The organism is Streptomyces racemochromogenes (assembly GCF_044129415.1).
Classification (GTDB): domain Bacteria; phylum Actinomycetota; class Actinomycetes; order Streptomycetales; family Streptomycetaceae; genus Streptomyces; species Streptomyces racemochromogenes_A.
This window is the reverse complement of sequence record NZ_JBBDHD010000045.1, coordinates 18,070-31,724: the sequence shown is the minus strand read 5'-3', so window position 1 is coordinate 31,724 and position 13,655 is coordinate 18,070. Positions and strand designations below refer to the sequence as shown.

The window sequence follows — 13,655 nt, the reverse complement described above, 5'->3', positions numbered from 1 at the left end:
GAATGTACGGCTGGATCTGGCGGCATCTGCCGGGCAACGCGTGGGTGCGGGCGCTGATCTCTCTCGTACTGGTCCTCGCGGTGGTGTTCGTGCTGTTCCAGTACGTCTTCCCGTGGGCCGAGCCGCTCCTTCCCTTCAACGATGTGACGGTGGACGAGGGATCGGGAGCCACTCCGTGAGCGCGCGCATTCTGGTTGTCGACAACTACGACAGCTTTGTCTTCAATCTGGTCCAGTACCTCTACCAGCTCGGCGCCGAATGCGAGGTGCTGCGCAACGACGAGGTCGAGCTCGCCCACGCCCAGGACGGCTTCGACGGGGTCCTCCTCTCCCCCGGCCCGGGCACGCCCGAGGAGGCCGGCGTGTGCGTCGACATGGTCCGGCACTGCGCCGACACCGGCGTCCCGGTCTTCGGCGTCTGCCTCGGCATGCAGTCCATGGCCGTCGCCTACGGGGGCGTGGTGGACCGGGCCCCCGAGCTGCTGCACGGCAAGACCTCGCCCGTCGTCCACGAGGGGCTCGGCGTCTTCGCCGGACTGCCCTCCCCGTTCACGGCGACCCGCTACCACTCCCTGGCCGCCGAGCCGCAGACCCTGCCCGACGTGCTGGAGGTCACCGCCCGCACCGAGGACGGGATCATCATGGGGCTGCGGCACCGGGAGCACGACGTGGAGGGCGTCCAGTTCCACCCCGAGTCGGTGCTGACCGAGTGGGGCCACCGGATGCTGGCCAACTGGCTCGTGCGCTGCGGTGACGCCGGCGCCGTCGCCCGGTCGGAAGGCCTGGCCCCGGTGGTGGGCAAGGCCGTCGCGTGACGACGGTCGCGCCGTCCGCGCCCAGCGAGGGCCGGGCCGCGCGGCGCAGGGCAGCGCAGGAGGCCGCGAAGCGCTCGCACGCGCGGGCCCGCAAACGGGGCGGGCGGGGCCGCCGGCGCGCTCGCGCCCCGCGTTCCGGCGGGCCGGTGGTGGTGCTCAGCCGGGCCGTCGGCGAGCTCTTCATCACCGTCGGCGTGGTCATGCTGCTGTTCGTCGCCTACCAGCTCTGGTACACGAACCTGCTGGCGGAGCGGACGGCGAACGGGGCGGCCGGAACCCTCCGCCAGACCTGGGAGCACCCCCCGGCGGCCGCCGCGCCGCCCGTGGCCGCCTTCGAGCCGGGACAGGGCTTCGCCATCCTCCACATCCCCAAGCTGGACCTGAAGGTGCCCGTGGCGGAAGGCGTCAGCAAGGCGAAGGTCCTCGACAAGGGGATGGTCGGCCACTACGGCGAGGGCGCGCTGAAGACGGCCATGCCGGCCGACAAGGAGGGCAACTTCGCGCTCGCCGGCCACCGCAACACCCACGGCGAACCGTTCCGGTACATCAACCAGCTGGCGCCGGGCGACCCGATCGTCGTCGAGACGCGGGACGCGTACTACACGTACAGCACGACCTCGACGCTGCCGCAGACCTCACCGGCGAACGTGTCCGTGATCAAGCCGGTGCCGGAGGGCTCCGGCTTCACCGGACCCGGCCGGTACATCACGCTGACGACCTGCACTCCGGAGTTCACGAGCACCTACCGGATGATCGTATGGGGCAGGATGGTCGACGAACGCCCGCGCAGCCAGGGTGCTCCGCCCGCGCTGAACAGCCGCTGAACAGCCCGTAAGGACGAATCCCGCAGTGTCTCGTGCCCGCCGCCGCTCCGCACCGCCGCCCGCCGACCGCAGCGTGATCGCCGGGGCCCTGAGCCTGCTCGGCGAGCTCCTGATCACGGTGGGGCTGGTCCTCGGCCTGTTCGTGGCGTACTCGCTGTGGTGGACCAACGTCCTCGCCGACCGGCAAGCCTCGGCCCGGGGCGACCAGGTCCGCAGGCAGTGGCAGCAGACCCCCGCGACCGCGGGCGCGGCCGGGCAGCCGGGCGCCCTCGACACCCAGGACGGGATCGGTTTCCTGCACGTGCCGTCGATGGACGACGGCGAGGTCCTGGTCAAGCCCGGCACCTCCCCGGACGTCCTCAACGACGGCGTGGCCGGCTACTACACGGACCCGGTGAAATCGGCCCTGCCCTGGGACGACAAGGGCAACTTCACGCTGGCCGCGCACCGCGACGGGCACGGGGCCAAGTTCCACAACATCGACAAGGTGAAGAAGGGCGACGCCGTCGTCTTCGAGACCAAGGACACCTGGTACGTGTACAAGGTGTTCGCCGAGCTCGCCCAGACCTCGAAGTACAACACGGATGTGATCAACCCGGTCCCCAAGGAGTCGGGCAAGACCGCGCCCGGCCGGTACATCACCCTGACGACCTGCACCCCGGTCTACACCTCGAAGTACCGGTACATCGTCTGGGGCGAGCTGGTGCGCACCGAGAAGGTGGACGCGAACCGCACCCCGCCGGCGGAGCTGCGCTAGTTTCACGTGAAACAGGCCCGGCCCCCATCGGGGGCCGGGCCTGTTCCGCGCGCGGTTCCGGGTGCCTAGCGGCGGCCGCCGGTCAGACCGCCGAAGAAGCCTCCGCCGCCCTGCTGGCCCCCGTCCTGGGGCTGGCTCGGGTTCGCCATGGTGCGGACGTTGACGACCGTGCCGGCCGGCGCCGGGGTCCCGGCGGGCGGGTCGGAGCTCACCACGATGGCGTTGTCGTCGGTCGGGCCGCCCAGGACCGACCCGAAGTTCAGGTTGGCCTGCTTGAGGATGCTCTTGGCCTGGGACACGGTCTGCCCCGTCAGCACCGGCACGGCGGCCGGCTGCGCGTTGCCCTTGGCGATGCTGACGTTGACGGTGGTGTCCTTGGGGAGCTGCTGACCCGGCTCGTACTGCTGCGCCACGATCGTCTTCGGCGCGGCCCCGGGCTGGTCGACCTCCGTGGTGCTGCCCAGCTTGAGCTTGGCGTCCTGCAGCGCCTTGACCGCCTGCTCCTTGGTCATGCCGCCGAGGTTCGGGACGACGCCCTTCGCGACCTCCTTGGCGACGGTGAGCGTGATCACCGAGCCCTGTTCGGCCTGGGTGCCGGCCTTGGGGTTCTGGTCGGTCACCGTGCCGGGGTTGGCGCCGTCGGACTCGACGAGCTTCTTCTCGACCTGGAACTTGTTCTTCTTCAGCAGGCTCTCGGCGTCCTCGAACTTCAGCCGGGCGACATCGGGGACCGCCGACTTGGGGGCGCCGGAGGACACCTTGACCTTGACCGTCGAGCCCTTGTCGACCTTGGTGTCGGCCGCCGGGTCCTGCGAGCAGACGTTGCCCTTGGGCTGGTCCGCGCAGGGCTCCTCGGCCTCCTTGACCACGGTCAGGCCCACGTTCGTGCCGCTGCTCTGGGCCGCCTCGAAGGTCTGGCCGACGAGCTTGGGCACGGCGGGCCGGTTGTCCGCGGTGCTGGTGAGGGACTTGCCGATCAGGATCGCGCCGACCAGGACGAGCACCGCCGCCACGACCAGCAGGATCGTCGAGGCCCGGCTCTTCTTCTGCGGGCGGCGGCCGTGACCCTGGTCGTAGCCGCCCTGGCCCTGGTCCTGGTACCCGTATCCGCCGTCGCCCCCCGGGGGCATCGGCGGCATCATCGAGGTCTGGTTCGCGTCCGGGGAGCGCAGCGCGGTGGTGGGCTGGTCGTAGCCCTGGTGCGCGTAGCCGCCCTGGTCGGGGTAGCCGTAGCCGGCGCCGCCCATGGTGGCGGTCGCGGCGACGGGCTGGCCCTCCAGACAGGCCTCGATGTCGGCCCGCATCTCGTCGGCGGACTGGTAGCGGTAGTCGGGGTCCTTGACCAGCGCCTTGAGGACGATGGCGTCCATCACGGGCGTGATCTCGGGATCGAAGTTCGACGGCGGCTGCGGCTCTTCCCGTACGTGCTGGTAGGCGACCGCCACGGGGGAGTCGCCGACGAACGGGGGCCGCACGCACAGCAGCTCGTAGAGCAGGCAGCCGGCGGAGTACAGGTCGGAGCGCGCGTCGACCTGCTCGCCCTTGGCCTGCTCCGGGGAGAGGTACTGGGCGGTGCCGATCACGGCGGCCGTCTGCGTCATGGTCATGCCGGAGTCGCCCATGGCACGGGCGATGCCGAAGTCCATGACCTTGACCTGGCCGGTGCGGGTGAGCATGACGTTGGCGGGCTTGATGTCACGGTGCACGATGCCCGCGCGGTGGGAGTACTCCAGCGCCTGGAGGATGCCGATGCACATCTCCAGGGTCCGCTCGGGAAGCAGCTTGCGGCCGGAGTGCAGCAGCTCGCGCAGGGTGGAGCCGTCGACGTACTCCATCACGATGTACGGGATGGAGATGTTGTCGACGTAGTCCTCGCCGGTGTCGTAGACCGCGACGATCGCCGGATGGTTGAGCGAGGCGGCCGACTGGGCCTCGCGGCGGAACCGGGCCTGGAAGGACGGGTCACGGGCGAGGTCGGCACGCAGGGTCTTGACGGCTACGGTACGGCCGAGCCGGGTGTCGTGCCCGAGGTAGACCTCGGCCATGCCACCGCGACCGAGCACGTGGCTCAGCTCGTACCGGCCGCCGAGGCGACGCGGCTCTTCCATAACGTTCCAGCCCTCTCCGTCAGTCCCGACCGCACCCGTGTGTGGTCCGGCGGTGTGCTGTTCGCGGCAAGGCTACCGGCCGATCGTCGGTGATCGGTTCGTGACCACAGGCTGATATCGGACCGGTACCGAGCGCTCGGATCCTGTCTTCGGGTCTCATCCCTTGTTCTTCAGGACGGCTTCCATGACGGCCTTCGCGACCGGCGCGGCCAGGCCGCCGCCGGTGATGTCCTCGCGGTCCTGGACGGCGCTGTCCTCGATGACCACGGCGACGGCGACGGGGGAGGTCCGGTCGGGCAGCTCCGCGTAGGAGATGAACCAGGCGTAGGGGCGCTTGGCGTTCTTCTCGCCGTGCTGGGCCGTACCCGTCTTGCCGCCGACCGTCACGCCGTTGATCTTGGCTGTGGTGCCCGTGCCGTGCTCGACGACGTTCACCATCATCTGCTGGACCTTCTGCGCGTTCGCCGCGCTGAGGGGCCGGCTCATCTCCTGCGGCTCGTGCTTCTCGATGGTGTCGAGGTTGGGCGCGGTGAGCTGCTCGACCATGTACGGCTTCATCAGCTTGCCGTCGTTGGCGATGGCGGCGGTGACCATGGCCATCTGGAGCGGGGTGGCCGCCGTGTTGAACTGGCCGATCGAGCTCAGCGCGTTGCCGTCCTTGCCCATCGTCTTGTCGTAGACGCTGGCGAAGGCGCGGACCGGGGTGTCGATGGTGCTGTTGAAGCCGAACTTCTGGGCGGTCTCGACCATGCCGTCGCGGCCGACCTTGTCACCGACGTTCGCGAAGACCGAGTTGCAGGAGACCTGGAGCGCGTAGTTCAGCGTCGCCTTCTCGCAGCCGGTGGCGTGGTTGACCATCGGGGTCTTCGTGCCGGGCAGGATGTACGGCTCGGGCGTGTCGGTCGGGGTGTTGATGTCGGTGATCACGCCGTGCTCCAGCGCGGCGGCCGTGGTGACCACCTTGAAGGTGGAGCCCGGCGGGTAGGTCTCGCGCAGGGCGCGGTTGACCAGGTTCTTGTCGGCGCTGTCGTTCAGCTCGCGCCAGGCCTTCTCGTCGTTCTTGGAGTTGCCCGCGAAGGTCGACGGGTCGTACGACGGGGTGCTGGCCAGGGCCAGGATGGCGCCGGTGCGCGGGTCGATCGCGGCGACCGCGCCCTTCTTGTTGCCGAGGGCCGTGAAGGCGGCCTTCTGGGCGTTGGCGTTCAGGGTGGTGATGACGTTGCCGCCCTGCTTCTTCTCACCGGTGAACATGCCGATCGTCCGGTCGAAGAACAGCCGGTCGTCGTTGCCGGTCAGGATGCCGTCGTCGATCTTCTCCAGCTGGGTGGAGCCGAAGGCCTGCGAGGCGTAGCCGGTGACCGGAGCCCACAGGGGGCCGTCGATGTAGGTCCGCTTGAACTTGAAGTCGCTGCCGTCGGTGACCGCGGACCCCGTGACCGGCTGACCGCCGACGATGATGTTGCCGCGCTCGGTGGCGTACTGGGCGATCTGGACCCGGCGGTTCTCCTTGCGCGTGCTGAGGTCCTCGGCCTGCACGTACTGGAGCCAGTTGGTCCGGATCAGCAGGGCGAGGACGAGGAGCCCGCAGAACAGCGAGATGCGGCGCAGGGGCTTGTTCATGACGGGCGGACCACCTGGGTCATCTCGGAGTCGGGGGACGGGGCGGGGGCCGGGGCGGGGCGGCGTGCGGTGTCGCTGATCCGGATGAGGATGGCGATGAGCACCCAGTTCGCGAGGACGGAGGAGCCGCCGGAGGCGAGGAAGGGCATGGTCATGCCGGTGAGGGGGATGAGGCCCATGACCCCGCCGGCGACGACGAAGATCTGGAGGGCGAAGGCGCCGGAGAGCCCGATGGCGAAGAGCTTGCCGAAGGGGTCGCGGGCGGCGAGGGCGGTGCGCACGCCCCGCTCGATGATCAGGCCGTAGAGCAGGAGGAAGGCCATGACGCCGGTCAGGCCGAGCTCCTCGCCGACGGTGGAGAAGATGAAGTCGGAGTTGGCGGCGAAGCCGATGAGGTCCGAGTTGCCCTGGCCCCAGCCGGTGCCCAGGACGCCGCCCGAGCCGAAGCTCATGATCGACTGGCCGACCTGCTCGCAGGCGCCCGAGGTGGTGTAGCAGGCGAAGGGGTCGAGCCAGGCGTTGACGCGGACCTTGACGTGGCTGGCGGTCATGCCGACGACGGTGGCGCCGCCGACCGACATCAGCAGGCCGATGACGATCCAGCTGGTCCGCTCGGTGGCCACGTACAGCATGATCACGAACATGCCGAAGAAGAGCAGCGAGGTGCCGAGGTCGTTCTCGAAGACGAGGACGAGCAGGCTCATCGCCCAGATCATCAGGATCGGGCCGAGGTCGCGGCCGCGCGGCAGGTAGAGGCCCATGAAGCGGCGGCTGGCCAGGGCCAGGGCGTCGCGCTTCACCATCAGGTAGCCGGCGAAGAAGATCGCGATGACGATCTTGGCGAACTCGCCGGGCTGGATGGAGAAGCCGCCGACGCTGATCCAGATCTTGGCGCCGAAGACGTCCGCGCCCAGACCCGGGACGACGGGCAGGATCAGCAGGACGAGGGCGCCGGCCATCGAGATGTACGTGAACCGCTGGAGCACGCGGTGGTCCTTGAGGACCAGCAGGACGACGGCGAACAGGGCGATGGCGAGCCCCGTGTACATCATCTGCCGCGGCGCGGACTCCGAGAAGTTGCCGAAGCTGCGCTTGGCGAGGTTCCGCAGCCGCTCGGACTGGTCGAGCCGCCAGATCAGGACGACGCCGAGCCCGTTGAGCAGGGTCGCGATCGGCAGCAGCAGCGGGTCGGCGTACTTGGCGTAGCGGCGTACGACGAGGTGCGCGATGCCGGAGAGCACGGCGAAGCCGAGCCCGTAGACCAGCATGCCCGGGGGCAGCTCGCCGTGGATCGACAGGCCCACGTTGGCGTAGGCGAAGATCGGGATGACCACGGCGAAGGCGAGCAGCAGGAGCTCGGTGTTCCGCCGGCTCGGCGCCTCGATGGCGCCGATGGTGGTCGTGTTGGTGACAACGCTCATGGTGTGGCGGGCCCCCTGTGCCCGCGTATGTCTACTGCTTCTCGCACTGGCCGACGACAGCCTGCTCCGCGGGAGTCAGGCTGGGGCCGGGCGTCTGATTGCCCTGCGCTTCGGCGGCGCGGCGGGCCTCTTCCTGCTTGCAGGCGGAGACCTGGGTGCCGAGCTCGTCGATCTTCTTGCGCGCCCCGTCGAGGCTGTCTTCGCTGATGGTGGCCTCGACCTGCTTCCGCTTGAAGGACGGCAGGTACTTCAGTTCGATCTCGGGATGATCCGTCTCGACCTGCGAGAGGTGGATCCAGGCCAGGTTCTGGCTGATGCCGCGGTACAGCGCGACGTGGTCACCCTTGACGCCCACGTAGTACTGGGTCTGCGTCCAGCGGTGCGCGGCGTACAGGCCCCCGCCGACGACACCGGCGACGAGGAGCAGGATCAGGGTGCGGGTGGTCCACTTGCGCCCTTTGCCGCGCCGCCTGCGCGGGTGGTCGTACGAGTCGTCGTACTGGCCGTCCGCGTCGTACGCCTCGGGTTCGCCGAAGGTTCCGTACGGGGCGCCGCCCTGGCTCTGGTCGGGGTATCCGTAGCCGGCGGCGTCGCCGCTGCCGGGGGGCCCGAAGGCGCCCGGGGGCGGCGGGGTCTGGCGGCCGAGGCCGGAGGCCCGGCCGGCCGGGGTCTGCATGGCGTTGCCGTCGAAGAGCTGGTGCGGGTTCTCGGCGACGGCGCCGACGACCACCGGGGTGTCGTTCGGCTGGGCGGCCATGGTGTCGCCGCTGTCGGTGTCGAGGACGTCCGCGACGATGCAGGTGATGTTGTCCGGTCCGCCGCCGCGCAGGGCGAGCTGGATCAGGGACTGCACCGTCTCGTGCGGGCCGTGGTAGTCGGCGAGGGTCTCCTCCAGGGTCTGGTGGGAGACCACGCCGGACAGGCCGTCGGAGCAGATCAGGTAGCGGTCGCCGGCCCGGACCTCACGGATGGAGAGGTCGGGTTCCACGACGTCGCCGCTGCCGAGGGCCCGCATCAGGAGGGAGCGCTGCGGGTGGGTGGTGGCCTCCTCCTCGGTGATCCGGCCCTCGTCGACGAGCCGCTGGACCCAGGTGTGGTCCTGGGTGATCTGGGTGAGGACGCCGTCGCGCAGCAGGTAGGCGCGCGAGTCGCCGACGTGCACGAGGCCGAGCCGCTGGCCGGTCCACAGGAGGGCGGTGAGCGTGGTGCCCATGCCCTCCAGCTGGGAGTCCTCCTCGACCATCACGCGCAGCTGGTCGTTGGCCCGCTGCACGGCGATGCCGAGGGCGGTGAGGATGTCGGAGCCCGGGATGTCGTCGTCGAGCTGGACGAGCGAGGAGATGACCTCGGAGCTGGCGACCTCACCGGCGGCCTGGCCGCCCATGCCGTCGGCGACGGCGAGGAGCCGGGGACCGGCGTAGCCGGAGTCCTCGTTGCCCTCGCGGATCATCCCCTTGTGCGATCCGGCGGCGAAACGCAGGGACAGACTCATGCGCACCTGCCCTGTCGACGCCTCGGGGTACAACCGGTCTCGACGAGCCACACTGCCCACCCTCCGGTCGGGAGCGCGCTCGGGCCCGTGTCCCGGGTGGGACGGGCCGCTGCGGCTCGCTCGCTCCGCTCGCTCATTCTCGTACTACTTCCGCAGCTCGATGACGGTCTTGCCGATGCGGATCGGGGCGCCCGGCGGAATGGGCGTCGGGGTGGTGAGACGGGTCCGGTCGAGATACGTGCCGTTGGTGGACCCGAGATCCTCGACGATCCACTGGCCGTCACGGTCGGGGTAGATCCTGGCATGGCGGCTGGAGGCGTAGTCGTCGTCCAGCACGATCGTGGAGTCGTGGGCGCGGCCCAGCGTGATCGTCTGGCCGGCGAGGGTCACGGTGGTGCCCGTGAGGGTCCCCTCGGAGACGACGAGCTTGGTCGGCGCGCCCCGCCGCTGGCGCTGCTGCGGAGGGGCGGCCTGGCGCCCCGTCTGCTGCGGTGCGGCGGCCGCGCCGCCGCCCCGGCGCGAGCCGCGCTGCGTGACGCGCGTACCGAAGAGGTCGCTGCGGATGACCTGTACGGCCACGATGACGAACAGCCACAGAACGGCCAGGAAACCCAACCGCATGACCGTCAGGGTCAGCTCTGACATTGCCCCCGCTTCACCCTTCGGCTTGCCGGTAAATGATGGTGGTGCTGCCCACGACGATCCGCGAGCCGTCGCGGAGCGTAGCGCGGGTGGTGTGCTGCCCGTCCACCACGATGCCGTTGGTGGACCCGAGATCCTGGATCGTCGGGGGTGTTCCGGTCCGGATCTCACAGTGCCGGCGGGATACGCCGGGGTCGTCGATCCGCACATCGGCCTCGGTGCTGCGGCCGAGTACGAGCGTGGGGCGCGAGATCTGGTGGCGGGTGCCGTTGATCTCGATCCAGCGGCGCGTGGTGCCCGGGGCGCCGGACGGCGGGGGGCCGCCGGGGCGGCCGCCCGGAGCGCCCGGGGGCGGACCCGCGGGCATGGGAGGGGCGGCGACCGGCGGGTAGCCGTAACCGCCCTGCTGGCCCTGGGCGGGGTCCTGGGAGGTGCTGGAGGCCAGGGTGCGGCTGCGGACCCGGTAGAGGCCCGTGTCCAGGTCCTCCGCCTTCTCCAGGTGGACCTTGATGGGGCCCATGAAGCTGTAGCGCTGCTGCTTGGCGTAGTCGCGGACGAGGCCCGCGAGCTCGTCGCCGAGCTGCCCGGAGTAGGGGCTCAGGCGCTCGTAGTCGCCCGCGCTCAGCTCCACGATGAAGTCGTTGGGGACGACGGTCCGCTCGCGGTTCCAGATGGTGGCGTTGTTGTCGCACTCCCGCTGGAGGGCGCCGGCGATCTCGACCGGCTGGACCTCGGACTTGAACACCTTGGCGAAGGTGCCGTTCACCAGACCTTCGAGACGCTGCTCGAACCGCTTCAGGACTCCCATCGGGCACCTCCTCCGTCGCTGTCGCCCTGTACTGCTTACTGATCGTATCCACGCGTGGCGGATTCGGGTGGTTCCCCTTCGCTCCTGCCCGCAGGAGTGTTGGTGCTCACAAGGGATCGTAGGGGTGCCCCAGGGACAGTGTCCCGCACCCGGAGGGCGCTGCGGGAGGGGCCGTCGGGAGGTCCACCGGGGGCGGCGGGAAAGCGATTTCAATCCACCCCGTCTGACGTGCTACTGTTTCGACGTCGCCAGGGGAACGGGCCGAAAGGCAAGATCCACTGGGGAGCTGCTCGGGCGAGTGGCGGAACGGCAGACGCGCTGGCTTCAGGTGCCAGTGTCCTTCGGGACGTGGGGGTTCAAATCCCCCCTCGCCCACATCGGGGAAGCCCCGATCCGGACTCCGGATCGGGGCTTCTCGCATGTCCGGGCCTCACATCGTGTCGAGGGTGGCGCGGCGGCGGCTGCTCCGCTCGAAGTGGTGCAGCAGGAAGACGGCCGCCAGCAGGTAGCAGAGGCCGATGCCCGCCTCGGCGGCTAGCGAGGGCAGCAGCTCCGTCCCGGCGCCGGTCAGCGCCGAGCGGGCGCCGGTGATGGCGTGGGTCAGGGGGAGCGCATCGCCGGCCAGCCGCATCCACTCCGGCAGCACGGAGCGGCTCACGTTGGCACCCGACAGGAGCAGCAGCAGGACGAAGACGACGTTCGCGATCAGGAACACGTCGCGCAGTCGCAGGCCGATCGCTCCGAGCAGCAGTCCGAAGCCGGAGCAGCTGACGGCGGCCGTGAGGATCAGCGGGGCCAGCGCGGCCTGGTCCCCGGCGGTGAGCCCGAGGCCCAGGAGCAGGTTTCCGGCGGTCAGGTTGACCACGGTGACCAGGATGCCGTTGGCGATGTACGGCAGGGCGCGGCCGGCCCACAGCAGGGTGCGGCTGCGGGGGCTGAGCAGGACCGCGCCCAGGGTGCCGTACCGTCGCTCGTTCGCGATGGCCATCGTTCCGCCGTAGACGCAGGCGACGCTGGCGGCGAGCAGGGCGTTGCCGATGACGTAGAAGCGGTCGTCCCCCAGCTGGAGCTGGCGGCCGAGGTAGACGAAGAACAGCATCTGGACGAGCGGGGCGCCGAAGAGGGTGCCGACGAACATGGCGGGGGTCGCCCAGTTGAACAGGGCGCGGTAGGACATGATCCCGCCGAGGACCGTCAGGCGGAGTGCGGGTGGGGTGGTCACGGGGTGCTCCTGGATCGGGTGGGGCGGGTCAGGTGAGGGCGAGCGTGGCGGCCCGGCGGGCGCGGCGTTCGACCCAGGTCAGCGCGGCGACGGCGAGCAGCAGGTGGCCCAGTCCGGTGCCGACGGCGAGCGCGAGGTGGCGCACGACCTCGGAGGCGGGGTGTCCGGGCAGGGCGGCGGCCTGGACGGCGCGGGCGCCCCAGGTGGTGGGCAGCGCCCAGGAGAGCGGGTGCGTCCACACCGGCAGGGCCGTGATCGGCACGAGCATGCCCGAGAGCATCCAGATCGGGTGGTCGAGGGTGTTGGCCAGGGCGTTCGCGTTGCGCATCAGCACGAAGGTGGCGGCCAGCAGGAGGCCCGTCATGCCGAGCGCGAGGACGCAGACCGGTACGGCGACCAGGAACAGCGCGGGGTGCGCGAAGTCGAGCGGGGTGCCGAAGAGCAGCGCGCCCCAGAGCAGGGTCGCGCCCATCGCGTACGTGCCGACCACGGCGGTGGCGAGGGTGATGGGCAGCAGGGTGAGGGAGAGCGGGGTCGGTGCGGCGACGAGGGTCTCCAGGGTGCCCAGCCAGCGCTGGTTCTGCACGGCGCCGCCGGATCCGAACAGGACGGAGGCCCACATGCCCATCAGGCCGGCCCCCACGGACGCCTGGAGCATCCGCTCCGGGTCGCCGCCGGCGCGGAAGAGGTAGACCGCGAGGGTGGCGTAGACGAGGGGCACCAGGACGGCGAACGTGATCTCCAGCGGCGAGCGGGACATGTAGCCGACGTGGGTGCGGACGCCGACGCCGATGAGGCGCAGGACGCGGTGCGGGCCCAGGGGGCGGGCGGGGGTGCGGCCGGGGGCCGCCTGGGCGGCGCTCACGCGGCCACCGCCGTACGGGCTCCGGGGGCCTCGCCGGCGGCGGGGCCGTCGCCCGCGGACCGGTCGCCGGCCTCCTCGACGATGGCGACGTACGCGTCCTCCAGGGAGGGTTCCCGGCTGACGACGCGTCCCACGCGCACACCGGACAGGGCGTTCAGCACCCGCTGGTGCAGGTCGGTGCCGCGTGCGGACTGGACGGTGAGGGTCTGGCGGCCGGCGCCCTCCTCCAGGGTGGCGCTGAGCACGCCGGGCAGGGCCCGGAGGGGGGCGAGGCGGGCCTCGTCGAGGCCGAACACCTCGATGTCGAGGACGTCGCGGGTGCGTACCCGTGACTTGAGCTCCTCGGGGGTGCCGATGGCCTGGAGGGTGCCCTTGGCGATGACCGCGATGCGGTCGCACAGTTCGTCCGCCTCGGCCATGTAGTGCGTGGTGAGCAGCACGGTGGTGCCCGTGGCGCGCAGGTCGGCGACGGTCTCGCGCAGGTCGCGGGCGGCGACGGGGTCGACGCCGATGGACGGTTCGTCGAGGAAGAGGACGTCCGGGTCGTGGAGCAGGCCGCGGGCGATGTGCAGGCGCTGGCGCATGCCGCGCGAGTAGCCCTCGACGCGCTCGTTCTCCCGGCCGTTCAGGCTGACCCGCTCCAGGAGTTCGGCGATGCGGGCGCGCTGGACGCGCGGCTCCACCCCGTACAGCTCGGCGAAGTAGCGGAGGTTGTCGAGGGCGGAGAGGCGTTCGTACAGGCCGCGGTCGCCGCCGAAGACGTAGCCGATGCGGCGGCGCACCTCGCTCGTGTCGCGGGCGACGTCGTGGCCGTGGATGCGGGCGGTGCCGGAGGTGGGCAGCAGCAGGGTGTTGAGCATCTTGATGGTGGTGCTCTTGCCCGCGCCGTTGGGGCCGAGGAGGCCGAACAGTTCGCCGGGGCGGACCTGGAAGCTGATGCCGCGGACGGCGGTGACCTCGGTCCGGCGGGGGCGCAGCCAGCCGGTGCGCAGGGAGTACGTGCGGTGCAGGTCCTCGGCTTCGATGGCGTACTCGGCGCCGGACGGACGCGGTTGTGCGGGCATGGCAGACCTCGCGCGGGA

Annotated in this window: 12 protein-coding genes, 1 tRNA gene and 1 pseudogene; 5 read left to right on the top strand and 9 right to left on the bottom strand. The window is 70.8% G+C overall.

The genetic code is table 11. The features are described 5' to 3' along the window. Window positions 1-2: 2 nt before the first annotated feature. The 4 genes and pseudogenes from WDV06_RS18710 to WDV06_RS18695 all read left to right on the top strand — a co-directional run bounded on the left by WDV06_RS18710 (window position 3) and on the right by WDV06_RS18695 (window position 2,395). Window positions 3-179, top strand: a complete 177-nt coding sequence (locus tag WDV06_RS18710) for a hypothetical protein (RefSeq protein ID WP_030011120.1) — start codon at window positions 3-5, stop codon at window positions 177-179. Then, window positions 176-814 (top strand): aminodeoxychorismate/anthranilate synthase component II, encoded by a 639-nt coding sequence (locus WDV06_RS18705; protein WP_362060050.1) that lies wholly within the window; start codon window positions 176-178, stop codon window positions 812-814. Before WDV06_RS18710 ends, WDV06_RS18705 begins: the two co-directional genes overlap by 4 nt. Window positions 815-957: 143 nt before the next feature. Further along, a pseudogene (locus tag WDV06_RS18700) lies at window positions 958-1,638 on the top strand (class E sortase); the annotation flags it as partial. A gap of 25 nt (window positions 1,639-1,663) precedes the next feature. After that, a complete protein-coding gene (locus WDV06_RS18695; RefSeq protein WP_395510898.1) occupies window positions 1,664-2,395 on the top strand; it encodes a class E sortase in 732 nt (243 codons plus the stop codon). Window positions 2,396-2,460: 65 nt separating this feature from the next. Here the strand turns inward: WDV06_RS18695 and pknB are convergent, their stop codons facing one another. The 6 genes from pknB to WDV06_RS18665 form a co-directional block, all read right to left on the bottom strand. Further along, a complete protein-coding gene (pknB, locus tag WDV06_RS18690) occupies window positions 2,461-4,503 on the bottom strand; it encodes a Stk1 family PASTA domain-containing Ser/Thr kinase (protein ID WP_395510897.1) in 2,043 nt (680 codons plus the stop codon). 156 nt (window positions 4,504-4,659) lie between these two features. Beyond that, window positions 4,660-6,123, bottom strand: coding sequence for a peptidoglycan D,D-transpeptidase FtsI family protein (locus tag WDV06_RS18685; protein WP_395510896.1), 1,464 nt, complete (start codon window positions 6,121-6,123; stop codon window positions 4,660-4,662). After that, window positions 6,120-7,544, bottom strand: coding sequence for an FtsW/RodA/SpoVE family cell cycle protein (locus WDV06_RS18680; protein ID WP_395510895.1), 1,425 nt, complete (start codon window positions 7,542-7,544; stop codon window positions 6,120-6,122). Before WDV06_RS18680 ends, WDV06_RS18685 begins: the two co-directional genes overlap by 4 nt. Window positions 7,545-7,575: 31 nt before the next feature. Continuing rightward, window positions 7,576-9,036, bottom strand: a complete 1,461-nt coding sequence (locus tag WDV06_RS18675; RefSeq protein ID WP_395510894.1) for a PP2C family protein-serine/threonine phosphatase — start codon at window positions 9,034-9,036, stop codon at window positions 7,576-7,578. Window positions 9,037-9,180: 144 nt separating this feature from the next. Next, the gene (locus tag WDV06_RS18670) at window positions 9,181-9,681 is read right to left on the bottom strand and encodes an FHA domain-containing protein FhaB/FipA (RefSeq protein ID WP_344160193.1); all 501 of its coding nucleotides are present in this window, start codon (window positions 9,679-9,681) and stop codon (window positions 9,181-9,183) included. A 10-nt stretch (window positions 9,682-9,691) separates the two neighbouring features. Continuing rightward, window positions 9,692-10,486: an FhaA domain-containing protein gene (locus WDV06_RS18665; RefSeq protein ID WP_395510893.1), complete on the bottom strand. Its 795-nt coding sequence runs from the start codon at window positions 10,484-10,486 to the stop codon at window positions 9,692-9,694. A gap of 292 nt (window positions 10,487-10,778) precedes the next feature. On the opposite strand from WDV06_RS18665, the gene WDV06_RS18660 reads away from it, so the two are divergent. Then, window positions 10,779-10,861 (top strand) — tRNA-Leu (locus tag WDV06_RS18660). Between the two features lie 55 nt (window positions 10,862-10,916). Here the strand turns inward: WDV06_RS18660 and WDV06_RS18655 are convergent. The 3 genes from WDV06_RS18655 to WDV06_RS18645 are packed head-to-tail and all read right to left on the bottom strand — an operon-like array spanning window position 10,917 to window position 13,637. Next, window positions 10,917-11,708, bottom strand: coding sequence for an ABC transporter permease (locus tag WDV06_RS18655; RefSeq protein WP_395510892.1), 792 nt, complete (start codon window positions 11,706-11,708; stop codon window positions 10,917-10,919). Window positions 11,709-11,736: 28 nt separating this feature from the next. Then, window positions 11,737-12,573: an ABC transporter permease gene (locus tag WDV06_RS18650; RefSeq protein ID WP_395510891.1), complete on the bottom strand. Its 837-nt coding sequence runs from the start codon at window positions 12,571-12,573 to the stop codon at window positions 11,737-11,739. After that, window positions 12,570-13,637 carry an ABC transporter ATP-binding protein gene (locus WDV06_RS18645; protein WP_395510890.1) on the bottom strand — a complete coding sequence of 356 codons (1,068 nt, stop codon included), beginning with the start codon at window positions 13,635-13,637 and terminating at the stop codon, window positions 12,570-12,572. Before WDV06_RS18645 ends, WDV06_RS18650 begins: the two co-directional genes overlap by 4 nt. Window positions 13,638-13,655: the final 18 nt, after the last annotated feature.